General features: G+C 30.9%; 27 protein-coding genes. 21 read left to right on the forward strand and 6 right to left on the reverse strand.

What is annotated here, in order from left to right:
• Positions 1-15: 15 nt before the first annotated feature.
• From tpiA to smpB, 6 genes are all read left to right on the forward strand, one after another.
• A complete protein-coding gene (gene tpiA, locus QPK35_RS01045) occupies positions 16-771 on the forward strand; it encodes a triose-phosphate isomerase (protein ID WP_290033627.1) in 756 nt (251 codons plus the stop codon).
• 108 nt (positions 772-879) lie between these two features.
• Complete coding sequence (gene eno, locus QPK35_RS01050) at positions 880-2,205, forward strand: phosphopyruvate hydratase (RefSeq protein ID WP_290033628.1); 1,326 nt, start codon at positions 880-882, stop codon at positions 2,203-2,205.
• Between the two features lie 114 nt (positions 2,206-2,319).
• Positions 2,320-3,888, forward strand: a complete 1,569-nt coding sequence (locus QPK35_RS01055; RefSeq protein WP_290033629.1) for a ClC family H(+)/Cl(-) exchange transporter — start codon at positions 2,320-2,322, stop codon at positions 3,886-3,888.
• Positions 3,889-3,948: 60 nt separating this feature from the next.
• Entirely contained in the window at positions 3,949-4,185 is a 237-nt protein-coding gene (secG, locus tag QPK35_RS01060; protein WP_290033630.1) for a preprotein translocase subunit SecG, read from the forward strand.
• An 87-nt stretch (positions 4,186-4,272) separates the two neighbouring features.
• Entirely contained in the window at positions 4,273-6,636 is a 2,364-nt protein-coding gene (rnr, locus tag QPK35_RS01065) for a ribonuclease R (RefSeq protein WP_290033631.1), read from the forward strand.
• Positions 6,637-6,651: 15 nt separating this feature from the next.
• The gene (gene smpB / locus QPK35_RS01070; protein ID WP_290033632.1) at positions 6,652-7,116 is read left to right on the forward strand and encodes an SsrA-binding protein SmpB; all 465 of its coding nucleotides are present in this window, start codon (positions 6,652-6,654) and stop codon (positions 7,114-7,116) included.
• 42 nt (positions 7,117-7,158) lie between these two features.
• Here the strand turns inward: smpB and QPK35_RS01075 are convergent, their stop codons facing one another.
• Both QPK35_RS01075 and QPK35_RS01080 read right to left on the reverse strand, forming a co-directional pair.
• Entirely contained in the window at positions 7,159-7,674 is a 516-nt protein-coding gene (locus QPK35_RS01075) for an LURP-one-related/scramblase family protein (RefSeq protein ID WP_290033633.1), read from the reverse strand.
• 28 nt (positions 7,675-7,702) lie between these two features.
• Positions 7,703-8,563, reverse strand: coding sequence for a Cof-type HAD-IIB family hydrolase (locus QPK35_RS01080; protein WP_290033634.1), 861 nt, complete (start codon positions 8,561-8,563; stop codon positions 7,703-7,705).
• Positions 8,564-8,676: 113 nt separating this feature from the next.
• On the opposite strand from QPK35_RS01080, the gene QPK35_RS01085 reads away from it, so the two are divergent.
• Genes QPK35_RS01085 through tsaE form a run of 3 tightly spaced genes read left to right on the forward strand, consistent with a single transcriptional unit; the run spans position 8,677 to position 10,844 of the window.
• Positions 8,677-9,384 (forward strand): uracil-DNA glycosylase, encoded by a 708-nt coding sequence (locus QPK35_RS01085; RefSeq protein ID WP_290033635.1) that lies wholly within the window; start codon positions 8,677-8,679, stop codon positions 9,382-9,384.
• Entirely contained in the window at positions 9,381-10,373 is a 993-nt protein-coding gene (gene pta / locus QPK35_RS01090) for a phosphate acetyltransferase (RefSeq protein WP_290033636.1), read from the forward strand. Before QPK35_RS01085 ends, pta begins: the two co-directional genes overlap by 4 nt.
• A gap of 6 nt (positions 10,374-10,379) precedes the next feature.
• Complete coding sequence (gene tsaE, locus QPK35_RS01095) at positions 10,380-10,844, forward strand: tRNA (adenosine(37)-N6)-threonylcarbamoyltransferase complex ATPase subunit type 1 TsaE (protein ID WP_290033637.1); 465 nt, start codon at positions 10,380-10,382, stop codon at positions 10,842-10,844.
• Positions 10,845-10,886: 42 nt separating this feature from the next.
• On the opposite strand, the gene QPK35_RS01100 is transcribed toward tsaE, so the two are convergent.
• The gene (locus QPK35_RS01100; protein ID WP_290033638.1) at positions 10,887-11,420 is read right to left on the reverse strand and encodes a 3'-5' exonuclease; all 534 of its coding nucleotides are present in this window, start codon (positions 11,418-11,420) and stop codon (positions 10,887-10,889) included.
• Between the two features lie 114 nt (positions 11,421-11,534).
• Between QPK35_RS01100 and murB the strand changes: the two genes are divergently transcribed.
• Positions 11,535-12,440 (forward strand): UDP-N-acetylmuramate dehydrogenase, encoded by a 906-nt coding sequence (gene murB / locus QPK35_RS01105; protein WP_290033639.1) that lies wholly within the window; start codon positions 11,535-11,537, stop codon positions 12,438-12,440.
• Positions 12,441-12,497: 57 nt separating this feature from the next.
• Here the strand turns inward: murB and QPK35_RS01110 are convergent, their stop codons facing one another.
• Positions 12,498-13,175, reverse strand: coding sequence for a DUF1361 domain-containing protein (locus QPK35_RS01110; RefSeq protein WP_290033640.1), 678 nt, complete (start codon positions 13,173-13,175; stop codon positions 12,498-12,500).
• 182 nt (positions 13,176-13,357) lie between these two features.
• Here QPK35_RS01110 and cdaA point away from each other — a divergent pair, with 182 nt between their 5' ends.
• The 5 genes from cdaA to glmS all read left to right on the forward strand — a co-directional run bounded on the left by cdaA (position 13,358) and on the right by glmS (position 20,078).
• The gene (gene cdaA, locus QPK35_RS01115; RefSeq protein WP_290033641.1) at positions 13,358-14,233 is read left to right on the forward strand and encodes a diadenylate cyclase CdaA; all 876 of its coding nucleotides are present in this window, start codon (positions 13,358-13,360) and stop codon (positions 14,231-14,233) included.
• Positions 14,230-15,330, forward strand: a complete 1,101-nt coding sequence (locus QPK35_RS01120; protein ID WP_290033642.1) for a CdaR family protein — start codon at positions 14,230-14,232, stop codon at positions 15,328-15,330. Before cdaA ends, QPK35_RS01120 begins: the two co-directional genes overlap by 4 nt.
• A 183-nt stretch (positions 15,331-15,513) precedes the next feature.
• On the forward strand, positions 15,514-16,566 hold the full coding sequence (locus tag QPK35_RS01125; RefSeq protein ID WP_290033643.1) for a mucin-binding protein: 1,053 nt from the start codon (positions 15,514-15,516) through the stop codon (positions 16,564-16,566).
• Between the two features lie 134 nt (positions 16,567-16,700).
• A complete protein-coding gene (gene glmM / locus QPK35_RS01130; RefSeq protein WP_290033644.1) occupies positions 16,701-18,053 on the forward strand; it encodes a phosphoglucosamine mutase in 1,353 nt (450 codons plus the stop codon).
• Positions 18,054-18,260: 207 nt separating this feature from the next.
• Positions 18,261-20,078, forward strand: a complete 1,818-nt coding sequence (gene glmS / locus QPK35_RS01135; RefSeq protein ID WP_290033645.1) for a glutamine--fructose-6-phosphate transaminase (isomerizing) — start codon at positions 18,261-18,263, stop codon at positions 20,076-20,078.
• A 33-nt stretch (positions 20,079-20,111) separates the two neighbouring features.
• Here the strand turns inward: glmS and QPK35_RS01140 are convergent, their stop codons facing one another.
• Positions 20,112-20,360, reverse strand: a complete 249-nt coding sequence (locus tag QPK35_RS01140) for a hypothetical protein (RefSeq protein ID WP_290033646.1) — start codon at positions 20,358-20,360, stop codon at positions 20,112-20,114.
• 262 nt (positions 20,361-20,622) lie between these two features.
• Here QPK35_RS01140 and QPK35_RS01145 point away from each other — a divergent pair, with 262 nt between their 5' ends.
• A complete protein-coding gene (locus QPK35_RS01145; RefSeq protein ID WP_290033647.1) occupies positions 20,623-20,931 on the forward strand; it encodes a hypothetical protein in 309 nt (102 codons plus the stop codon).
• A gap of 116 nt (positions 20,932-21,047) precedes the next feature.
• A complete protein-coding gene (gene fba, locus QPK35_RS01150; RefSeq protein ID WP_290033648.1) occupies positions 21,048-21,914 on the forward strand; it encodes a class II fructose-1,6-bisphosphate aldolase in 867 nt (288 codons plus the stop codon).
• 66 nt (positions 21,915-21,980) lie between these two features.
• Here the strand turns inward: fba and QPK35_RS01155 are convergent, their stop codons facing one another.
• Positions 21,981-22,475 carry a DUF1836 domain-containing protein gene (locus tag QPK35_RS01155; RefSeq protein WP_290033649.1) on the reverse strand — a complete coding sequence of 165 codons (495 nt, stop codon included), beginning with the start codon at positions 22,473-22,475 and terminating at the stop codon, positions 21,981-21,983.
• A gap of 160 nt (positions 22,476-22,635) precedes the next feature.
• Here QPK35_RS01155 and trhA point away from each other — a divergent pair, with 160 nt between their 5' ends.
• The 4 genes from trhA to QPK35_RS01175 all read left to right on the forward strand — a co-directional run bounded on the left by trhA (position 22,636) and on the right by QPK35_RS01175 (position 25,904).
• Positions 22,636-23,265 carry a PAQR family membrane homeostasis protein TrhA gene (trhA, locus tag QPK35_RS01160; protein ID WP_290033650.1) on the forward strand — a complete coding sequence of 210 codons (630 nt, stop codon included), beginning with the start codon at positions 22,636-22,638 and terminating at the stop codon, positions 23,263-23,265.
• A gap of 97 nt (positions 23,266-23,362) precedes the next feature.
• Positions 23,363-23,698, forward strand: coding sequence for an ArsR/SmtB family transcription factor (locus QPK35_RS01165; RefSeq protein ID WP_290033651.1), 336 nt, complete (start codon positions 23,363-23,365; stop codon positions 23,696-23,698).
• 83 nt (positions 23,699-23,781) lie between these two features.
• Complete coding sequence (locus QPK35_RS01170) at positions 23,782-24,429, forward strand: ribonuclease H family protein (RefSeq protein ID WP_290033652.1); 648 nt, start codon at positions 23,782-23,784, stop codon at positions 24,427-24,429.
• A 98-nt stretch (positions 24,430-24,527) separates the two neighbouring features.
• Positions 24,528-25,904: a L,D-transpeptidase gene (locus QPK35_RS01175; protein WP_290033654.1), complete on the forward strand. Its 1,377-nt coding sequence runs from the start codon at positions 24,528-24,530 to the stop codon at positions 25,902-25,904.
• Positions 25,905-25,957: the final 53 nt, after the last annotated feature.

Consider the following 25,957-nt stretch of genomic DNA (forward strand, 5'->3'; position numbering starts at 1 on the left):
GAAAGGATGACTATTATGCGTACACCAATTATCGCAGGTAACTGGAAATTAAATAAAAACCCACAAGAAACAGTTGAATTTGTAAATGCAGTTAAAGCAGAATTACCAAATTCATCTGATGTTGAAACAGTAATTTGTGCTCCAGCAGTTGATTTGCCAGCATTGCTTGAAAGTGCAAAGGGCTCAGAATTACATGTTGGTGCAGAAAATTGCTACTTTGAAAATGAAGGTGCATACACTGGTGAAACATCACCAATGGTATTAAAAGACATGGGTGTTGACTATGTAATTATTGGACACTCAGAACGTCGTGAATACTTCCATGAAACTGATGAAGACATTAATAAAAAAGCAAAGGCAATTTTTGCTAATGGTATGAAGCCAATTTTATGCTGTGGTGAATCATTAGAAACTCGTGAAGCTAATAAAGCAGAAGAATTTGTAGAAGGCCAAATCAAGGCAGATTTAGAAGGCTTAACAGCAGAACAAGTTTCAAACACAGTAATTGCTTATGAACCAATTTGGGCAATTGGTACAGGTAAGACTGCTACAGCTGATCAAGCAGAAGAAATGTGCCGTGCTATCCGTAACACTGTTGCAGATTTATATGATGAATCAGTTGCAGAAAAAGTACGTATCCAATATGGTGGTTCAGTAAAACCAGCTAATGTTAAAGAAATCATGTCAAAAGAAGATATTGACGGTGGTTTAATCGGTGGTGCTGCATTACAACCAGATTCATTCTTACAATTAGCACACTACAAAGATTAATTTTCAACAGATTAGCGTTTTAACGTTGAAACTTAATCGTAAAACAATTAAAATATAATTTGAAGACAATTTCTAATTGTTTATCAAAGTTAAAGGAGAGTAAAGAATATGTCTGCTATTACAGAAATTTATGCTCGCGAAGTTTTAGACTCACGTGGTAATCCTACAGTCGAAGCTGAAGTATATACAGAAGCAGGTGCTTTTGGTCGTGGAATCGTTCCTTCAGGTGCTTCAACAGGTGAACACGAAGCTGTTGAATTACGTGACGGTGACAAATCACGTTACATGGGTAAAGGTGTATCAAAGGCCGTTGCTAATGTTAACAATGTTATTGCAAAGGAAATCGTTGGTTACGAAGTAACTGACCAAGTTGCTATTGATAAAGCAATGATTGCTTTAGATGGTACTCCAAACAAAGGTAAATTGGGTGCAAACGCAATTTTAGCTGTTTCAATCGCTGTTGCACATGCTGCTGCAGATGAATTGGAAGTTCCTTTGTACAACTACATCGGAGGTTTCAATGCTCACGTTATGCCAACACCAATGATGAACGTTATCAATGGTGGTGCTCACTCAGCAAACAAGGTTGACTTCCAAGAATTCATGATTATGCCTGTTGGTGCAAAATCAATGAAGGAAGCTGTACGTATGGGTTCAGAAACATTCCATCATTTACAAGCTATCTTAAAAGAAGCTGGTAAATCAACAGCTGTTGGTGATGAAGGTGGATTTGCTCCTGACTTTGCAAACAACGAAGAACCATTACAATACTTAGTACGTGCAATTGAAGATGCTGGTTACAAGCCAGGTAAAGACATTGCTATTGCAATGGACGTTGCTGCTTCAGAACTTTGGAATGACGAAGACAAGAAGTACAAGTTACGTTGGTCAACTGGTGAAGAATTCACAACAGCAGAATTCATTAAGTACATTGAAGAATTAGTAAACAAATATCCTATTATTTCTGTTGAAGATCCTATCGATGAAAACAACTGGGATGATTGGGTAACAATCACAAGTGAACTTGGTAAGAAAGTTCAATTAGTTGGTGATGACTTCTTTGTAACAAACACTGAATACTTACGTAAAGGTATCAAGATGGGTGCTGCAAACTCAATCTTAATCAAAGTTAACCAAATCGGTACATTAACAGAAACAATGGAAGCTATCGAAATGGCTAAAGAAGCTGGTTACACAGCTATTGTTTCACACCGTTCAGGTGAAACAGAAGATACAACAATTGCTGACTTAGTTGTTGCTACAAACGCAGGTCAAATTAAGACTGGTTCAATGAGCCGTACAGATCGTATTGCTAAATACAACCAATTAATGCGTATTGAAGATCAATTAACAAGCAATGTTGCTGAATACAAGGGTATTCACTCATTCTACAACTTGAGTGAACAAGCTCGTCAAGACATCATCAATAAATAATTTTATTGGTTTTGCTAAGAAGAAAGAGAGAAATTAATATTTCTCTCTTTTTTTTGTTTAAAAAAAATATTATAATTTTTTAAGTAATTAAAATAAAAGAGGAAACGTTTAACGATGAAAAAAGGCGAAGCTTTAGATTTAACGCGATTTAAATTTATTGCAAAGGGACTATTTGTTGGAATTATTGTAGGCTTTGTAGTAAGTTTATTTCGCTATTTTATTGAATTAAATTTACATTTTGTGTTAATTGCATATAAATATATGCGAGAACATATATTTTTTATAATACCGTGGATAATATTATCAATTTTAATTTGCTTAATTAATGGATTATTAATAAAAAAAGAACCTAATATAAAAGGATCTGGTATACCACAAGTTGAAGGACAATTAGCTGGAGAACTTGAAATGAATTGGTGGAGTGTTCTTTGGCGTAAATGGGTTGGAGGAGTATTATCTATTTCTTCTGGATTATTTTTAGGGAGAGAAGGCCCTTCAATTCAATTAGGAGCAGCTGTTGGACAAGCCTTTGCAGAAAAAACTAAACATAAAGGTGCTGGCCGAAGAGTTTTAATTGCTGGAGGAGCAGCTGCCGGATTATCTGCAGCATTTAATGCACCAATAGCTTCTTCTCTTTTTGTATTAGAAGAAGTTTATCATAATTTTTCACCTTTAATTTGGACAACTGCATTGAGTTCTGCAATAACTTCTGATTTTATTTCAATGAACTTTTTTGGTTTGACGCCAGTTCTTCATTTGCGTTATTTTGAATCATTTCCGATTAAGTACTATTTTTTATTAATATTTTTAGGAATAATACTCGGATTTTTAGGCAAACTTTATTCATATATGACATTGAATATTGATAAAGTTTATTTGAAAATAAAAAAATTGCCACAGTATTTTGATTCAATTGTTCCATTAATTTTAGTGATTCCAATTGGAATCTTTTGGCCAGAAGTTTTAGGTGGCGGAAATACTGTTGTTTTAGGAATAAGTCATTTTTGGTCAAATATTTGGATCCTTATAGTTTTATTTATAGTTAGATTAGTATTTTCTACAATTTCGTACGGATCTGGATTGCCAGGTGGAATATTTTTGCCAATTTTAACATTAGGTGCGGTTTTAGGTGCATTATTTGGAAAAATATGTGTACTATTAGGATTAATGCCAAAATGCTTAATTATTAATTGTGTTATATATTCAATGGCTGGGTATTTTGCTTGCATTGGAAAAGCTCCATTTACTGCAATTTTATTAATTACAGAAATGGTAGGATCTTTAAGTCACTTAATGCCACTTGCGGTAGTTTCTTTAATTTCATATACTGTTGTGGATATATTGCACGGAAGACCAATTTATGAAGCTATGTTGGATACTTTGATACCTGAACCAGAGAAAGAATCGCAATTGTCATCATTTCAAGATAAAATTGAAATACCTGTATTTGCTGGTTCATTATTGCAAGATAAGCAAGTCCGAGATTTTCAATGGCCAAAACAAAGCTTATTAATAGCGATTCGCCGCGGTGAAAAGGAACTCATTCCACATGGGGATACTCTAATTCGAAGTGGAGATACATTAATAATTTTAACATCACATGAAAATTGTGCTTGGGTAAGACATCAGATTGAGAAAATTGCAAAAAAGAGTTCAGAAAAAGAAACAACTGGAAAAATTTGATGACAAATGATAAAATATAAATTGGTTTTATATAACGGGAGAGTGAGGAGGATAAGTGAATTGTATAATACGCTCTTAACGTTACTTGTAATTATATCAATTTTGATTATCATTGCAGTTATGATGCAACCTGCAAAGACTGATAATGCATCATCAGCACTTTCTGGAGGTGCAGCTGATCTTTTCAGTAAGCAAAAGCCAAGAGGATTCGAAGCCTTTATGCAAAAGGTAACTGTTGTATTAGGAATCCTTTTCTTTGCGATTGCTTTAGGCTTAGTTTATATTTCATCAAATTAGCCAATAAGACAGGCTGTGACCTCGGTCGCGGTCTTTTTTTACATAAAAATTCGATATAAAATTTTCGTAAAGATGATGAGGAAACTAATGGAAAAACAAGAAATTATTAATCAATTATATAAAAAGTTTAATGAAGAACCAAATAAACATTTTACAGTAAAGCAATTGGCTGAATATCTAAATATGGATAAGGGTGCTCAATTTAAATTTGTTGTACAAGCATTAACCCAAATGGAACATGAAGATCAATTAGGATTCGATGATGATAATCGTTTTTTCTTAAAGAAAGAAATGCCTCATTTTGATGGAATTTTCCATGCTAATGATCGAGGATTTGGATTTGTAACTGTAGATCCAGAACAACCTGATTATTTTATTAATCCGCTAAACACTTTATCTGCATTAAATGGCGATGAAGTTGAAATTCAAATGGTAACTCCTGGGGATCCAGCACATGAAGTTCGTCCTGAAGGTAAGGTTGTTGAAATTAAAGGACATGCTTTAACTCAAGTTGTAGGTGAATTTAAAAATGACGATGAGTCAAATTTGCCTGCAGGAATTATTGGAACTTTGCACTTAACTGATAAAAAAATGACAAATTTACAAGTTTTAGTGGAAGATAAAGGATTACATCCAGTTCCTGGGGAAGTAGTATTAGCTGATATTACTGCATATCCAAGTTCAAATTTACCTGGCATTTTAAAGGTAATTCCAATTAAAGTTATTGGAAATGTTAATGATCCTGGCGTAGATATTCTTCAAGTTGTTTACAAACATGATATTCCAACTGAATTTCCAGATGATGTTTTAGATGAAATTAGTCATATTCCTGATTATGTTACTGAAGAAGAAAAAGAAGGTCGTGTTGATTTAACTGATCAACATTTAGTAACGATTGATAGTATTGAATCTAAAGACTTAGATGATGCGGTTAATGTTTGGAAATTACCAAATGGAAATTTCCACTTAGGGGTTCACATTGCTGATGTTTCGCATTATGTAACACCCGGAAGTCCATTGGATAAGGAAGCCTTTGAAAGAGGGATATCTGTTTATTTAACTGATCGTGTCATTCCAATGCTTCCACATAAACTATCAAATGGAATTTGTTCATTAAATCCACATGTAGAACGTTTAGCAATGACATGTGAAATGGAAATTAATTCTGAAGGAGAAGTTGTAAATCATAAAATTTTTCCAAGTATAATTAAATCAACGGAACGAATGACATATATTGATGTTAATAAAATTGTTGAATCACATGATGAAAAAACAATGAAAAGATATGAAGAATTAGTTCCTATGTTTGAAGATATGGCGGAATTACACAAAATTTTATTAAAAATGCGTAAAAGACGTGGAGCAATTGAATTTGAAGATGACGAAGCAAAAATTATCTTAGATGATGACGGTCATCCAATTGATATTCAATTAAGAAATCGTGGAACTAGTGAACGAATGATCGAATCATTTATGTTAGCAGCAAATGAAACTGTTGCTGCACACTATAACAATTTGAATGTTCCATTTGTATATCGGATTCATGAACAACCTAAAGAGGAAAAGATTACAACCTTTTTAGAGACCCTTTCTGCATTAGGAATTCAAGTTACTGGTCAAAAGGGTGATGTAAAGCCTAAAATGTTACAAAATATTTTAAAGAAAGTAGTTGGAAAACCAGAAGAAGCAATGGTTTCAACAATGCTACTTAGATCAATGCAACAAGCTAAATATGATGATCATCCAATTGGTCATTTCGGATTAGCCGCAACTGATTATACTCACTTTACATCTCCAATTCGTCGTTATCCTGATTTAACTGTCCATCGTTTAATAAGATTTTACGCAGAAAATGGTACAGATGAAGCAGCTCAAGCTAAGTATAAAGATAAACTTCCTGAAATTACTAAACATAGTTCTGAAATGGAACGTCGAGCAATTGATGCTGAACGTGAAACAGATGATTTGAAGAAAGCCGAATATATGGCAGACCATGTAGGGGAAGAATTTGATGCAGTAGTAAGTTCAGTAACAAAATTTGGAATGTTTATTTCATTACCAAATACAGTTGAAGGCTTGATTCATATTAGTGAATTAAAAGATGATTATTACGTATATGTTGAAAAGCAAATGGCTTTGGTTGGTCGAAGATATAAGAGAACATTTAGAATTGGACAAGAAGTACGTGTTAAATTAATGGATGTAAACGTTGAGTTACATGAGATTAATTTTAAATTGTTGAATCCTAAAGATGCTCCAAAGAGTGATTTGCTTAAAGATGTAGAATTACCAGATATGCATAAGCGTTTTAATCGTGATGGAAAAAAGAAGAATAAGTTTAATGGTAATAAAAACCGTCGGAAAAATAATTTTAAGCGTAATAAAGATTCAATAAATGGACATAAAAGAAAAAATCAAAAGAAAAATGAAAATAATCGCTATCACCATTAAAGAAGGTGAGAATTAATGAAAAAACAGGTAAAAAATGCCTCATTAGCTCAAAATAAGAAAGCATATCATGATTATAATATTTTAGAAACAATTGAAGCTGGGATTGTGTTAACTGGAACGGAAATTAAATCAGTTCGTGCAAGTCGAATAAACTTAAAAGATGGGTATGCTCAAATTCGAAATGGCGAAGCTTGGTTAATGAATGTTCATATTTCTGAGTATGATCAAGGAAATCGATTTAATCATGATCCTTTGAGAGCAAGAAAATTATTATTGCATAAAAAAGAAATTAATAAATTAATTGGTGAGACAGGTCAGCAAGGAATTACGCTTGTACCTTTAAAAGTGTATTTAAAAAATGGATTTGCAAAGGTGCTTTTAGGAGTTGCAAAAGGTAAGCACGAATACGATAAGCGTGAAACAATTAAACGAAGAGACCAAGAACGAGAAATTAGAAGGACTCTTAAGAATTATAGGTAAAATAATAAGCTCAGTAACCAATGGTTGCTGAGCTTATTTATTTTATAACAAATCATGAGCAAGATATTTTTCGCATAATTCATTTTTTTCTAAATTCATTTTATCTTTTGCCCAAAAGTTTAAAATTGCAATGATACATAAACATAATGGTTCATTTTCTAGAGTATTTATTGAAATTTTTAAACGCTTGGGAACTTTTTTTACAAGTTTTGTTTTAAGAATTTCTTGATTAAATAATCTAATTTTGTAATTCATTTTTAATAAATTGCCATATACAAGCCAGTGTAACCTAGATAAATAGAATATCTCATTTGAAAAATTCAATGGACGCAAAAATTTGCTAATTAATTTGTTATTTTGAATTAATTTATACTGTGGTATTATTCCAGCATTGATTTGAGTAATGCGTGCTAATTCATCACCATATAGAGAATTAATAATAAAACATTCTGCATCGTTTTTTAATTGGTTTGTAATTAAATATTCAACTTTTGATTCTTTATTTCTAACGGTTAAAGTACTATTTGTAATTAAAGATTCATAATTGATATATAACACACGCATATTTTACACCTGATTCTTATAATTAGTTAAGTTCTTGTAAAATAGCTTTGCCTACTCCATCATTAAAGTTTGTATCAGCAATATGGTTTGCGATTTTTTTAACTTCATCAGTTCCATTTCCCATTGCATAACTTACGCCAGCAACTTTTAACATTGGAACATCATTGTTATTATCACCAATCGCCATTACATTATCTAAAGGTATATTTAGAGAATCTGCATATTTTTGTAATGCAATACCTTTAGTGGCATTTGCATGATTAATTTCAATATTTCTTTCACCGGATGAAGTTACTACTAATTCTGGATTAGCATCAAATTTTTCACGTAAAGGATCTAGGACTTTAGGTCCATCTTGACTAAATGCAACTATTTTATATATAGGATTGTGAACATCAGAGAGAATTTCTTGATAATCATCAACATATTGAATATTTACCAGTTCCATTCGTGCAGAGGCTAAACTTACAGCGAGTTTAAATGGAGTATCAGGTTGAATTGAAGCTAATAATTCTGCAAAATTTTCAATTCTTTTTGATTTATCATCTGAGCAAACACCATCTTTAGTTACAACTTCAAAATATAAATGAGCTTTTTTTAAAGTTGTCATAATTTGGCTGGCAAGTTCTTTGGGAATTGGAGTTGATTCAATTGTATTTCCGTTTTCATCTAAAATTAATCCACCATTAATTGAAATCATTGGACATTTAATACCAAATTTATCAAGTAGTGGTTTCACTTCATAATATGAACGTCCAGATGAGACAATAAAGTGAACTCCCTTCTCTTGTGCGGCTTTTATTGCATTGGCATTAAATGATGAAACAGTCATTTCGCCATTTAATAAAGTTCCATCCATGTCAGAAGCTATAATTTGAATCATAAAATACTTTCCCTTTCTATTCGTTTATTATATTTTATCATAAGTCAACATTGCAAAATACTTGTTTGTTGAAAGTTTTGAAAATATGATAAAATACCAGTGAGGTGGCAGAAATGAAGACGTTAATTCATAATGATTGGCAAAATGTATTAGAAAGTGAATTTCAAAAACCATACTATGCTAATTTACATAAATTTTTAAAAAATGAATATCAAAATTATTTAATACATCCTGATATGTATCATATTTTTCAAGCATTTGAATGGACGCCTTTTTCAAAGGTAAAAGTCGTTATTTTAGGACAAGATCCATACCATGAACCTCATCAAGCTCATGGATTAAGTTTTTCAGTTCAACCAGGTGTTCCTGTTCCACCATCATTAAAAAATATTTATAAAGAATTATATAATGATTTAGGAATCAAACCAGTTAACCATGGATACTTAAAAAAATGGGCACAACAGGGAGTATTATTACTTAATTCGGTCTTAACTGTACGCAATGGACAAGCATTTTCTCATAGGGGAAAAGGATGGGAAAGATTAACAGATGTTGCCATTCAAAAATTATCAGAACGACCTAAACCGGTAGTTTTTATTTTATGGGGAAAAGCGGCTCAGGCTAAAGAAAAGTATATTGATACAACAAAAAATGTTGTGATAAAATCAGCACATCCAAGTCCATTATCAGCAAACCGAGGTTTCTTTGGATCTAAACCTTTTTCTAAAGCAAATGCAGCTTTAGAGGCAATGGGGGAAAAGCCAATTGATTGGCAGTTGCCAGAACATGTGGCATTGGATGAGAAGGAGGATAAATCATGAATTTGATGGATAACTTAAAGGGAAAAATTAAAAACAAGGGCATTCGCATTGTTTTTCCTGAAGGAAGCGATGAAAGAATTGTAAAGGCGGCAGTTAGATTAGCAAAGGATAATTTAGCTGATCCTATTATTTTAGGAACTAATGAAGAAGTAAAGAATATCTTAGAACAAAATGGGTTAGATTTACCTGATAATATCGAAATTATAGACCCTAAAACATATCCAAATGAAGATTTTGATGAAATGTTAATGAGTTTTTTAGAACGACGTGCAGGTAAAAATACTGAAGGAGAAGCACGTGAATGGTTACGAAATGTAAATAATTATTTTGGAACTATGCTAGTTTATATGAAAAAAGCAGATTGTATGGTTTCAGGTGCAATTAGTCCTACTGGTGATACAGTACGCCCAGCTTTGCAAATAATTAAAACCAAACCTGGTGTATCTCGTACGAGTGGTTCATTCATTATGACACGAAATGATGGAAAAGAGACATATGTTTTTGCTGATTGTGCGATCAATATTAATCCAAATGCACAAGAATTAGCTGAAATTGCAGTAGAAAGTATTAAAACAGCAAGACTATTTGATATTGATCCTAAAGTTGCAATGTTGAGCTTTTCAACAAAAGGCTCAGGTCAATCTGAAGAAGTAACAAAGGTAATGGAAGCTACAAAAATTGCGCAAGAGATGGCACCAAATGAAATGATTGATGGAGAATTGCAATTTGATGCCGCTTTGGTACCAAGCGTAGGGAAGAGTAAAGCTCCAGGATCAAAAGTTGCTGGAAATGCAAATGTATTTATATTCCCTGATTTACAATCTGGAAATATTGGATATAAAATAGCTCAACGTTTAGGTAATTTCACTGCTATTGGACCAATTTTGCAAGGCTTAAATCAACCTGTATCTGATTTATCACGCGGAGCTTCTGAAGATGATGCATATCAAGTAGGTATTATTACAGCCGCACAAACGACAATGGAGTAATAAAAAATGGAAATAGTAGTTAATTCAGCAACTGAGATGCAAGAAATAGCAAAGAAAATTGCTAGTAAACTAGAAGCTAGTGATGTTATATTGCTCGATGGTGATTTAGGTGCTGGTAAAACAACTTTTACTAAAGGATTAGCAGAAGGACTTGGGATTAAGCGAAATATTAAAAGTCCAACTTTTACTATAATTCGTGAATATCAACAGGGACGACTACCACTTTACCATATGGATGTTTATCGGTTAGAAGAAACTGGTGGCGAAGGTATGGGATTAGAAGAGTATTTTAATGGAAATGGTGTTTCTGTAGTAGAATGGTCTCAATTTATTTCTGAAGAACTTCCTTTAGATAATCTTCTTATACATATTAAAAAAGATGAAAAAGATATGAATGTGCGTTATTTAGATTTTGAAGCACATGGTGAGAGATATAATACTTTATTGAAAGAAATTAAAACTTTAATTTAATAAAGAAAAATAAAGAGGTTGAGAGTAACTCAACCTCTTTATTTAAACTTCTCTAACATAAGGCTTAATTGCTTGTGCAACAAAATTTTCTACTTGGTTAAGGAGAATGTTTGCACAAGCTTCACAATCATCTAATGCATTATGATGATGATCTAATCGAATGTTTAATTTATCACAAATAGTATTTAACTTATAATTTGTTAATCCTTTATAAAATGCACGACTAGTAGCTAAAGTATCAATTGATAGAAATTCAGGATTTGGAATTTGATAATGTGCTAAAGTTTTTTGTAAAACACTATTATCAAAACGAGCATTATGGGCAACAATAATTTTATTAGGTTCAAAAAAATCTTTAATATGTGGCCATAATTCATTAAACTTGGGCGCGTTTTTTACTCTTTCTGGTGTAATGCCATGTATTTGGATATTACGGTATGAAAATGCCATATCGGGATTGATTAATGAATAAAACTCATCTACAATTTTATTTTCTTTTACTACGGTTAGTGCTAAGGAACAGGCACTATCTCTTTTGCCACTAGCAGTTTCAAAATCAATGGCTACAAAATTCATAACTAATCTCCTTACTAAAAACTTGCTTGCAACCATTGTATCATTTTGATGCAGAATTATCAGCATAAACATGGTAAAATATAAATGGACGTATAAAATTAAGGAATGTTGAAAATGAATTTTGAAAGATTACAAGTAAAAAAAGAACTTCAAGGAATTGAACTTTATTTTGATAAATCATTATCTAGTTATACTAATACATGTACTGGAGGACCAGCTGATATATTAGCTTTGCCTAAGTCAATTAAAGAGGTCCGTAAAGTAATAGAATGGACTAATCAAAAAAATGTTCCAATGACAGTATTAGGAAATGCTAGCAATTTAATTGTAAAAAATGGTGGTATTCGTGGATTAGTTATGATTTTAACTAATTTAGATGAGATTAAGGTTATTAAAAATCAAATTATTGCACAATCTGGTGCACTTTTAATTGATGTTGCACAAATTGCTGGAGAACAAAGTTTATCTGGAATGGAACCACTTTCTGGAATTCCTGGAAGCGTTGGTGGAGCAGTATTTATGAATGCTGGTGCATATGGCGGTGAAATTTCTCAAGTTGTCAAAACAGTTGAAGTCATTACTCGTAAAGGTGAATTAAAGACATATCGTGGAAATGAATTGCGATTTGGATATCGTCATAGCAGATTACAAGATGAAGATGAGATTGTATTACAAGCAACATTCTCATTAAGTTATGGTAATCAAGAAGAAATTATGAATGATATGCGTGAGTATAGTTTCCTTCGTGCTTCAAAACAACCACTTGAATATCCATCATGTGGAAGTGTATTTAAGAGACCAGAAGGACATTATACTGGAAAATTAATTCATGATGCAGGACTACAAGGATTTCAAATTGGTGGAGCTCAAGTATCTAAAAAGCATGCAGGATTTATTGTAAATGTTGATCATGCAACAGCAACAGATTATATGAATGTAATTCATCATATTCAAAAAACAATTAAAGAACAATTTGATGTAGATTTAGAAACAGAAGTTCGAATAATTGGTGAAGATTAATAAATAGGAGGTCAATTGACCTCCTATTTATTTTATTTAAATATAATACTATTATTTTTAAAGATTATGGTTTTTTTCCTCATAATTAATTGCAGAACGGTAAACGTTCATTGCAAGCCATATTGAAAGTTGTAAGATAGTAATCATTACAACAAAAGTAAGCATACGAGCATTCCACATTTGGATTAATTCATTTATAACTCCATTGGGATCGATAAATAAATAAACCGTATGTAGACGTAAGAAACGTCCAACATAAACGCCAACTGATGAAGTAATTGTTAAAATAACTGTAACTAAGACTTTAAAAAAGGGTTTAGTTAAATGTAAACGATTGGCAAATACATCAGAGACATGTGATAAGCTCCAAATTCCAAATAAACTGCTTATCAAAGCGCTAAAAACTAAGTTTCCAAAATGCCACCAATTTTTTAGACTAAAAACCATTAATCCAGTTGCCGAATCGTACGGATTAATTTTGGCTAAATGAAATAGATCAGTAAGGACATATGGAGCATTTGGATAAAATAGCATCCATAAGATAAACATAATGATAAATCCCCATTTTGTTTGATGAACATTTATATGCATAGCTATTTCAATTGGAATATATGCTAGGAAAGTATTTAATAATAAAAAGCCAAATACAGCATGATTAGAAGCAATAGTACAGGCGATATAAAGCATGTAAATTAAAAATAATAGTCGCACAATCCAACGTGTCTTCTTTTCCATTTAAATCACCTAGTTATATTCACTTTATTATAATATTCTTATTGTAACAATTTTATCCTATGAATGCGAAGAATTGTAAAATATTTATCAAGAGTTAATGAATAAGAAAAAATATTAAAAAATAATACTTGAGTCATTTTTCATGATAAAATATCTATATATGTTGAATTTAGGAGGATTTCATGGAGTTTTTAAGTAATATTTTTACTTGGCAACATTTTATCAATTTATTAGATATTTGTGTTGTTTGGTTTGCAATTTATAAGTTAATGATGCTTCTACGTGGCACTAAAGCAGTTCAACTTTTTAAAGGTGTCATTGTAATTATAATTATTAAGTTAATAAGTTGGTACCTTGGATTAAGAACTGTATCGTGGATTACAGATCAAATAATTAACTGGGGAATTATTGCATGTATTGTTATTTTTCAACCGGAGATTAGACGTGGTTTGGAACATCTTGGGCGTGGTTCGCTGTTCTTTAATAATAATAAAAAGCAAAATGAAACACAGGAAAAGATGATTTTGGCATTAGATAAGGCAATTCAATATATGTCGAAACGTAGAATAGGTGCACTAATTACGTTAGAAATGAATACAGGATTAGAAGATTATATTGAAACCGGAATTCCATTGGATGCAGATGTGAGTGGGGAATTATTAATTAACATTTTTATTCCTAATACCCCATTGCATGATGGCGCAGTGATTATTAAAGATAATCGAATTGCTGTTGCTGCAGCATATTTACCATTATCTGAAAGTAATTTAATTCCTAAAGAACTAGGAACTAGACATAGAGCAGCAGTAGGGATTAGTGAAGTAACAGATGCATTAACAATTGTTGTTTCAGAAGAAACTGGATCAGTTACGATAACTAAAAATAATGAATTAATTCGTAATCTAACTCGACAAGATTATCTAAAACTATTGAGAAATGAATTAATTCCGACTGAAGAAAGTGCAAAGAAAAATGCTTTTGTACGTTTTTTAGAAAGAGTAAAACAAAAACGACAAAAAAAGAATAGTCATGCACGAAAAGGAGGAAGGAAACATTGAAAGTAAATAATGTTTTTAATACTAAATTTGTATATGCAATTACCTCCTTACTTATTGCCGTTTGTTTGTTTGGATATGTAACTACTGATACAGGAATTAACACAAATAATAATGACAAATCAGCATTAATGTCACAAAAATCAGTTACTATGACAGCTCCATTGAAAATTAATGTTAGTTCAAAGTATTTTGTTGAAGGATATCCTGAAAATGTAAAGGTTAAAGTGAATGGACCATCTGCTTTGGTTCAAACAGTACAAAATACTCAAAATTTTGAAGTATATGCTAATTTAAAAGGATTAAAACCAGGTAAGCATAAAGTAAAACTAAAGGTGTCTGGTATAAATCGTGAATTAACTGTAAATGTTGAACCAGAAACAATTAATGTAAAAATTAGTAAACGTGAGACAAAAACAATGCCTGTTCAAGTAAGATTTGATTCTACTTTAATTGGTGATGATTATGCTGCGGGAATTCCAAGTAGTAATTACAGTAAGGTAAAAGTTACAGGAGCAAAAAGTACTGTAAAAAAGGTATCTAATGTTGTTGCAGATGTTTCTCTTCCAGAAGGTGTTGAGCATTCTGTATCTCAAAATGTTACTTTACAAGCATTAGATTCAAACGGAAAACCTCTTAATGTCGTGATTGAACCTTCTACAGTTAAAGCAACAGTACCAATTTATGCGGCTACAACTTCAAAGAAGGTAAGTGTTCATTTAATAGAAAGTGGAAGTGAGGTAAATGGTAAAAGTTATAGTTTATCAACAGATACAAAGACAGTAACTGTTACAGGAACAAAGCAAGCATTAAGTAGATTGAAAACACTTAATGTAGCAGTCCCAATTGATGACGTTACCTCAACAACAACTAAGACCGTTCCAATTGATGTAAACCAAAATGGAGTAATTTCCGTAAATCCAAGTACTATTACAGTACAAATTTTAGTTGATAATAGTACTAATTCAGATTCAACAAGTAAAGACCAAGATGAATCTAGTTCAATTCAGAATACTTCAACAACTGAAAAGCAAAATAATGAGAATTCAAATTCTCAAAGTGCTTCGTCACAATCTTTGATACAAAGTTCAAGCAAATAAAAAGATGTGTATTTAATACACATCTTTTTATTTTAATTGGGCAATTTGTTTTATTTATTTTAAATTTTTACTTTAACAATTGATTTTATATAATATCGTGATAGATTTAATTACATGATTATTTGTACAATATAAGAATATATAATTTTAATTTTTAGAAAGCACTTTAAAAGGTAGTTATATATGAAAAAAATAATCTTAACTTTTTTGACGTCAGTATCTATTTTATGCGGACTAAAAAGTTTAGCGTTTGGAGATGATGTTTCTTCGATGACATCTAGCTCAAGCCAACAATCGCAAACTGTGGAAATAAGTAGTGAAGAAAATGTTGATGATTACTTTTTAAATCATGGGCATCATACTCACCCAGAAGTTCAAACTGAAACATATACTGAAACAATCAATTACTATTTAGTTGGAACAAATAAAAAAATTGCTCCATCAACTGTTAAAGAAATCACTTTTAAAAGAGAAGGATATCGACAAGTTCCTTCTCAAGAAATAGTTTGGTTAGAATGGGATCATGATTCAGAAAGTTTTGAATCAATTGTTTCGCCAACTATTAAAGGTTATACTACTAATACTTATTGCACTCCTCAAATTACAATTGTTCCAGGACAAGGTAGTCAACGTAATTATGAATATAATATTTATTATACGCCTGAAAGTAACGGTGAAATTAATGGTTCTTCAGGGTCAATCCAAAGTTCTAGTTCATCAAAAATGTCTAGTTCAAGTTTAATAAAAAATAATGATAATAAATTAACGGCTAAAAAAAATGTGCAAAAAGAAAAAAAGATTTCATCATATTCTGAAAAGAATCAGTTATCGGGTGAAATGAATAGTAGAAAATTGCAAACTAATAAGGCAAAAAATAAGAGAATTCAATCTGTTCAAAATAGTTCTGAAAAGCAGAAATCAAATATTAAACAATCTGCAAAAAATAATTCTTATAACTCTAATTTTGTGAATTCTAAAAGTAAAAATAATATTAAAATTCAAAATAGATCTGTTAATACAAATAGTAAATCACAACAATCAAGTAGTTCAATTGCTTCCAATAATAAACATGTGATGAAAAATAGCTTAAAAAATTTACGTCAAAAAAATAGTAAAATAGAAAATAAATTTAATTTAATTACAGACATAGAAAAGAAACCAATTTTAATGATTAGTGGGCTAGTTGCTACTATAGCAATTGTTTTCGAATTATTTGATCAACGTAAAAGTAAATAATTCATATAGACATAAAAGTTTATGTTAAAATTAATTAATGTGAGTTTCATTTATTTAAGAATTTAAAAAAAATCTTTATAAATATTCGAAAATGTTATAATTAAACTAGTTAAATTATGAAATGAGGATATAAAATGAAATATTTTGGTACGGACGGTGTTAGAGGTATTGCAAATGCCTCTCTAAGTCCAGAATTAGCTTTCAAATTAGGACGTTGTGGAGGATATGTACTAACACAACATGCTACAAATAAGGAACGTGCTCCACGTGTTTTAGTTGCTCGTGATACACGGATTTCAGGACAAATGTTGGAAAGTGCATTAATAGCAGGACTATTATCTGTTGGTATTGAAGTTTTTGATTTAGGAGTAGTTACTACACCTGGAGTCGCTTATTTGGTTCGTTTACAAGATGCAGATGCAGGTGTTATGATTTCGGCCTCACATAATCCTGTACAAGATAATGGAATTAAATTCTTCGGTGGAGATGGATATAAATTATCTGATGAAAAGGAAGAAGAAATTGAAGAATTACTAGAAAAAGAAAAAGATACGCTTCCACGTCCTTCTGCAGAAGGCTTAGGAACAATGAGTGATTTTAAAGAGGGAACTCTAAAATATACTCAATTTTTAGAACAAACTATTCCAGATGATTTATCAGGCATGCATATCTGCGTTGATGGTGCTAATGGTGCAACTAGTGCATTAGTTTCAAGATTATTCGCTGATTTAGGTGCAGATTTTGAGACAATGGCAACAAATCCAGATGGACTAAATATTAATAAAAATGTAGGATCAACGCATCCTGAAGCATTAGCTAAATTCGTAGTAGAACAAGGCGCACAAGTTGGTGTTGCATTTGATGGTGACGGGGATCGTTGTATTGCAGTTGATGAACAAGGAAATATCGTCGATGGTGATAAGATAATGTATATTTGTGGTAAATATATGAATGAACGTGGACGATTAAAGAAAGATACAATTGTTACAACTGTCATGAGTAATCTTGGAATGTATAAAGCAATGGAAAAGGCTGGCTTGAAGTCTGTTAAGACAAAGGTCGGTGACCGTTATGTTGTAGAAGCAATGCGTAAAGATGGTTATAACCTTGGTGGTGAACAATCTGGTCACGTTGTATTTTTAGATTTTAATACTACTGGCGATGGTATGTTAACTGCATTGCAATTATTAAATGTAATGAAACAAACTGGTAAAAAATTATCAGAATTAGCTGCTGAGGTGAAAACATATCCACAAGAATTAGTTAATGTGCGAGTAACAGATAAGAAAGCAGCATTAAATAATGAAGCAGTGAAAAAGGTTATTGCTGATGTAGAAGCTAAAATGGATGGTGAAGGTCGAGTTTTAGTTCGACCAAGTGGTACAGAGGATTTATTGCGGATAATGTGTGAAGCAGCTACTCCAGAATTAGTACATGATTATGTAATGGAAATTGCTGATGTAGTAAAACAACAAATGGGTGTTTAATAAAAAAGTGGTTATGATATAAAATCATAACCACTTTTTTATTTCAATTGGTATAGGACTATACCAATTATAAGAAACAAAAATTTGACATTAATATAAAAAGTGTATATATTAATAATTGCAATGGATAATTGATGATTTATTAATCTATACCAATTATCGTATTTTATAATTGATAAATCTAAAATCAGAAAGAAGTTTCTAATTATGTGTGGAATTGTCGGAGAAGTTGGAAATGATAATGCAGTTGAATTATTAATTCATGGATTAAAAAAATTAGAATATCGTGGATATGATTCAGCAGGAATTTATGTAAATGATGAAAAAGGCAATGATTACCTAATTAAAACTAAGGGAAGAATTGCGGAATTAGAAAAGAAAATTACAGATGATGTACATGGAAAGATTGGAATTGCACATACTAGATGGGCAACTCATGGAATTCCAAGTGCTGCAAATGCACACCCACATGTATCAGAAGATGGACGTTTTTACATGGTACATAATGGTGTAATTACAAACTTCAAAGAATTAAAAAATGAATATTTAAGTGATGTACATTTTGAAAGTGAAACAGATTCTGAAGTTGTAGTTCAATTAGTAGGCAAGTTTGCAAGTGAAGGATTATCTGCTTTAGAAGCATTTAAAAAAGCAATTAGTTTATTAGGAGAAGGGGCATCATATGCACTCTTAATGATTGATCGTGAAAATCCAGAGACATTGTATGTTGCTAAAAAGAAATCACCATTATTAATCGGGGTATGTGATGGATTTAATGTTGTTTGTTCAGATGCAATGGCAATGTTGAATGTAACTCATGATTTTATTGAATTACACGATGGTGAAATTGTAGAGTTAACAGAAAATCAAATTAAAATCCAAGATAAAGACGGTAATCCAGTAGAACGTAAACCATTTCATGTTAGTCAAGATGCCAGTGCTTCAGAAAAAGGCGCATATGAACATTTTATGTTAAAAGAAATTGACGAACAACCTGCAGTAATGCGTAAATTAGTTCAAGAATATGTAAATGAAAATGGAAAAGTTGAAATTGATGAAAAATTAATTAAGACAATTGAAGAATCTGATCGTATTTATGTTGTTGCAGCTGGTACAAGTTATCATGCAGGTTTAGTTGGACATGAATTAATTGAAAAATTTGCAGGAATACCAACTGAAGTACATGTTGCTTCTGAATTTGCTTATAATCGACCACTATTATCGAAGAAACCATTCTTTATTTTCTTAACACAAAGTGGAGAAACTGCTGATAGTCGTCAAGTATTAAATCAGGTAAATGAATTAGGTTATCCAAGTTTAACAATTACAAATGTTCCAAATTCAACATTGTCACGTGAAGCAACATTTACTTTATTATTGTATGCAGGTCCTGAAATTGCTGTTGCATCAACTAAGGCATATACAGCTCAAATTGCGGTTGAAGCATTATTAGCAAAAGCAATCGGTGACGATTTAGGTTTTGAAGATTCAAAAGCATTTGATATTCGTCAAGAGTTATCTACTGTAGCAAATGGAATGCAAACATTAGTTGATGAAAAAGAAAAAATTGAAGCTTTGGCACAAAAATATCTTGCTAAAGCACATAATGCATTTTATATTGGACGTGCAATTGATTATGATACAGCAATTGAAGCTGCTTTGAAATTAAAAGAAGTATCATATATACAAACTGAAGGATTTGCAGCTGGTGAATTAAAACACGGTACGATTGCTTTGATTGAAGAGGGAACACCAGTTATCTCAATTATAACTGATCAAACAATTGCTGCTCATACACGTAGCAATGAAGAAGAAGTTGTTGCAAGAGGTGCTAATTTAATTTCAATTGTATCTGAAAAATTAGCTACAAAGAAAGATCAAATTGTTTTACCAACGGTACATCCGTTATTGACATCTTTAGTTGCAATAATACCTGCTCAATTACTTGCATATTATGCGAGTGAGCAAAGAGGATATGATGTTGATAAGCCACGTAACTTGGCTAAAAGTGTAACAGTAGAATAGTAAATAAGGATCGCATTTATGCGATCCTTATTTTTATCGATTTTTAAAATTTAAAATATAATTTATAACTCTAAAAATTAAATATATACTTCCACAAATTACAAACAAGCGTAATAAAAAATATAAAATAGGCACATACCAAATTGCAGTATGAAATAAATCAAAAATTGGAGTAAAAGTTTTATGTAAACCAGTACTTGGGATTAAACTTAAAAGAAGTTGGAATGCCATTATTATAGTCCCGATTGTAATGCTTGTTTTTAATTGGATGTGATTAACCATAAAAACTCCTCCTCTGTTTCTATTATAGTATGAATAGATAAAAAAATGAATAAAATAAATTTTAACACTTTTGTGTTGACAGCGTTTACATTTGAATATATAGTAAAGATGTAAGGTATTTAATATTTACCTTCTAATCAATTCTCTTTCTCTCTTATGCCGAGGTTATGACTTATTAGTCATAACCTCTGTTTTATTATTTTGACATCTAACTTAAAGCTCGTTAAAATTGATATGATTTAATTATTGTGAGGGATAAATAATGAAAAGTCATGAAGTGCTAACACTTATTGAAGAAATTACTAGAAATGATGGTTCGCGTTATTTTGAAATATCTAATATAGTTCAAAATGGTCGTGCAGAATTAGCTGCTAATCGCGGATTTATTAAACAAGTACGAATTATACAACTAAATATTCCAAGATCTAAAAATGTAATAAAATATGAAAAATATATAAATCAAAATTTTGAAATGCCAAGTGAAGATTTTGATCATTTTGAAGAGTGGAAACGAACTGATGAAATGGAAAAAGTTGTAGAAAATATTTTACATGAAAATCATGTTGCTTAATTAATGATTTTTTAGAAATTCTAAAATGTACATTACATTCTTACTATAAAATGTGGTAAAATAAAGCCGTACTCAATAATGAGTAATATATGTAAACATTTTTAGGAGGCTGTTTTATGTCAGTATTCGTAAACGGTAACGCAATCTACAACGATGCTCGTAAGGGTCATTATGCTGTTGGTGCGTTCAACACAAATAACTTGGAATGGACACGTGCAATTCTTCAAGCTGCTGAAGAAACAAATACACCCGTTTTAATCCAAGTATCAATGGGTGCAGCTACATACATGGGTGACTACAAGTTAGTTAAGAACTTAGTAGAAAATGAAATGCGTGTTATGAACATTACTGTTCCTGTAATTATGCACTTAGACCACGGTAACTATGAAGCTGCTAAGGAATGCATTAAGTTAGGTTACTCATCAGTTATGTTTGATGGTCACGACTTACCATTCGAAGAAAACTTAGAAAAGACAAAAGAAATTGTTAAGTTAGCTCACGAAAAAGGTATCTCAGTTGAAGCAGAAGTTGGTTCAATCGGTGGTACAGAAGATGGTATTACAGGTGCTGGTGAATTAGCTAGTGTTGAAGAAGCTAAAACAATGGCTGCTACAGGTGTTGACTACTTAGCTTGTGGTATTGGTAACATTCATGGTAAATACCCAGAAGACTGGCAAGGACTTAACTTTGAACGCTTACAAGAAATTGCTGATGCTGTAGATACACCATTAGTATTACACGGTGGTTCAGGTATTCCTCAAGAACAAATTGAAAAAGCAATTAGCATGGGTATTTCAAAAGTTAACATCAACACAGAAAACCAAATTGCATTTGCTGAAGCTACACGTAAGTACATTGAAGCAGGTAAAGACCAAGAAGGTAAAGGTTATGACCCTCGTAAATTACTTGCACCAGGTACACAAGCAATTGTTGATACAGTTAAAGAAATTATTGGTTGGCTTGGTACACCATCAATCGACTAATATTGATATTTTTGTATCTAAAAAAGAGATTGGATATTCCAATCTCTTTTTTATTATTAAAAAATACTAATTTTGATCATATTCTTTAATAAGTTTTTCGCTAATTAATTTTGAAATTACAGTTTGAATAATTAAGTTTAAAATAAAATCGTCTTTTGAAGAAATATGATTATTTAAATTTAAATTGAATTGTTTTTGGTTAATTTGAGTAATCGATTGATTAAAAAAGTTGCTAAATTTATTATAGTTTTCTTCGGGTGATTCCTTTAAAGTATTGTTTAACCAAAGTCGTATATCATCTAAAGAATATACTTGTTTTAATAATGTAATTAATATAATTGAAACAAGATGTTTTTGTGAATATTTTTTTCTATTGGGCTTTGGCATTAGATTTTTTTTAACGTAGCTATTTACCATTGATGGGGTAATTTGACCATTAACAATAAATTCTAAGTAACGATTAGCTAAACTTACTAATTGGTCCATATAGAGTTCAATATCTGGTAAATCTTGCCATAAAGGAAGTTTAGGGACAGAATTAACCCATTCTTCTAATTCCATTTTAAAAATTCCTTTCTTTTAATTTTATTATAATTATACCATAAATAAGTAAATTCTAGATAATTGTATTCGTTTATCAAAATCAATAACTGTTTTATCTAGACTTTATATCTAGATAAAGTGTATAATGTAATCATAAGATGTGAAAAGGGTGATGAAATTGAGTAAAAAAGAACGTCTTATGAACGAGATATTAAGTGCATTAACACATGCAGTTGGGATTGGTTTAAGTATTTGGGGACTAATTTTATTGATTTTGAAGGGAATTCATACAAATTCAAATATTGAGTTAATCTCAATGATTATTTATGGTGTATCACTTGTAATGCTATATTTATTCTCTACACTTTTTCATACTTTTTATTTTACAAAATGTAAAAGATTGTTTCAGTGTTTAGATCACTGTGGAATAAATTTATTAATCGCGGGAACATATACTCCATATTGTTTATTAGCAATTAAAGGTAAATTAGGAATATTAATTTTAATTTCAATTTGGACTTTAGCTTTTGGTGGAATAATATATCATCTATTTGCTAAAAATCGAAAACAAGTTATTGAAACAGTATTATATTTAATTATGGGATGGTTTTGTATTCTTGGTGGAAGACCATTAATTTCAAATTTAGGTTCCACAGGGAGTGCATTATTAATTTCAGGGGGAATTATTTTTACATTAGGTGCACTGATCTATAGTATAAAGAATTTAAAATTTACACATGTTATTTGGCATATTTTAGTAATGGGAGGAACAATTTGTATGTTTTTATCAATTTATATTTTTATCTAAAACAATATTAAGCAATTAATATGTGTAAACGCTTGCCGTCATTTATCGAAAATGCTACTCTATAACTAGAGTCAGGTTTTGAAAGAAGTGGGGAATGATGGTAACTAAAAGATTTAATAAACAGCAAGAAGCAGCAGTTAAGTCATTTGAAAGTAATTTCAATATTATGCATGCTTTAGCTGATAAAAATCGGCAAAGAATTATTGTATTATTAGCACATCATCTAGATGATGGTTTGACGGTTACAGCAATTACTGAAAATATGGCAATTACTCAACCAGCTGTATCACATCATTTAAAAATTTTGCGTGATGCTGGAATTGTGTCTTTTCGGAAAAGAGGATTGCAAAGCATGTATTATCTGACTCTAAAAGAGCCGCTTAAAGATCTTGAAAAGTCATTAAAAGATTTGCGAACAAAATTTGAATGTTAATGAATATAATTATTTTTGTGGTAAACTACATTTATTGTGGTTTACCATTTTTTATTTAAAAATGAAGGGAGATGAAATGGAAGATGAAATATTATGCAGTTAAACGCGGAAGAATTCCTGGAATATATGAAAATTGGCAAGAATGTCAAAAGCAAATTACTAAATTTCCTGATGCAGAATTTAAGAGTTTTTCTAATATTAATGAAGCAAAGGAATATTTAGAAAAAAAAGCATCACAAGATATTTGGAAAGAGCCTGATATATTATTGTTTTCAGATGGTGGTTCAAGAAACCATGGAAATTATAAAGGCGGTCATGTTAAAGAAGATGATAAAGCTGCATGGGCATTTTTGATCCATAGGGGCACACATAATGTTCGGGGAACAGGTGGAGAGTTTGGAGCTACTAATAATAGAATGGAATTAATGGCATTAAGAAATTCATTGATGATAATAGGAAGAAGAAAATGGAACAATGAAAAAATTAATGCGATACTAGATTCGAAATATGTTTTAGATGCAATAAGAAATGGTTGGCTAGAGTCATGGTATAAGAATGGTTGGAAAAAATCAAATGGAAAAGAAGTTATTAATGTAGATTTATGGAAAGATATTTATAATTTATTAAAGTATTTTCCTAATTTAAAATTTCAGTGGACAAAAGGTCATGCTGATAATAAAGGAAATAACATTGTTGATAAATTATTAAATGAGACAATGGATAAAATGTGATTTCTATAAACAGCATTTTTATGAATTTTGTTGATTGAAAATCATTTTGTAACAGTTATAATAAATATGAATTAAAGAGTAAGGGTTGTAGCTATCATATGAAAAAGAAATATATTTTTATTACAGTGATTAGTGTTATTTTAATTGTTTTAATTGGTGGAACTATTACTTACCAAGCAAAACATTTTAATAAAGGGATTTCAATCGATGGAGTTGATGTTGGTGGGCTTACAGCAGAACAAGCTGCTAAAAAATTACAACAAGCTAAATTTACTAATAATGTTTATTTAGATGGGAAACTTTTTGTTCAAGGAAAAGCATCCTCAAGTAATTATAATAAAAGTGATAATGAAAAAATAAAGCAGGCCTTGAAGGATCAATTTACAGTTTTTCCAATGCATAAAGATAAAAATTTTAGTATTTTAAAACAAAACAATCAATATCGAACATCTGAGTTAAAAAATGCAGTTGAACAGAAACTTAATAATGAAAATCAATCACGAAAGCCTTCACAAGATGCATATGCAGAGTTAAGTGATGGGCAAGTTAAAGTAATTAATGCTCAACAGGGTGATCGTTATAACGTGAAACAAATGATGAAACAATATAATAAGCAACTTAACAACGATAGTATTAAGTTAAAAGCTGTTATTGATAAACCATTAAGTGAAACGAGTCAAAAAGTACAAAACGAAAAAAGCAAATTAGAAAAATTGGCAAATGCTACTGTTGATTACAAAGTGGAAAACCAAATATATCAATTGAAAGCATCAGATATGATTAATTCTGCAAAATATAAAAATGGAAAATATGAAATTGATTCGCAAAACTTAAAAAATAAAATTGATCAGATAAATAATGAAAAGGCCACTTTAAATAAAAAATTTAAATTCAAAACCACTTCAGGAAAAGAAATTGAAGTTCAAGGTAAAACATATGGATGGGCTTTATCAACTAATTTAGCTGAAAAAAGCATTATTAATGCATTTAAAAACGGAACAAAAGAATTGAATGCAGAAAATGATATTTATGGTGTTGGTTATAACGAAAATGGGACAGGATATGGTGTAACTTCAAATGACGGAATTGGAGATACATATGCTGAACTTTCTCTTTCAGATCAACATGCATGGTTTTATAAAGATGGTAAGTTAGTTGCTGATGTAGATGTTGTTACTGGAGATGTAAAAACAAAAGCAGAGACACCAAAGGGCGTATATTATATTATGTATAAAGAATCACCATCAACATTGAAGGGAACACATCCTGATGGATCAAAATATGAATGTAAAGTAACTTATTGGGCACAATTTACAAATGATGGATGTGGTTTCCACGATGCAAGTTGGCGAACAAACTGGGCTAAAGATGCCTATTTAACTGAAGGTTCTAACGGATGTGCTAATATTAAACCTGCAGAAATGAAAAAGGTTTATGATGCACTATCTGTAAATGAACCAGTTATTGTGTATTAATTATTTAAATAAGCAGTTGATTTTGAATTTCAAATTTGTTGTGTTAAGATATT

This window comes from Ligilactobacillus cholophilus (assembly GCF_030389495.1).
Lineage (GTDB): Bacteria > Bacillota > Bacilli > Lactobacillales > Lactobacillaceae > Ligilactobacillus > Ligilactobacillus cholophilus.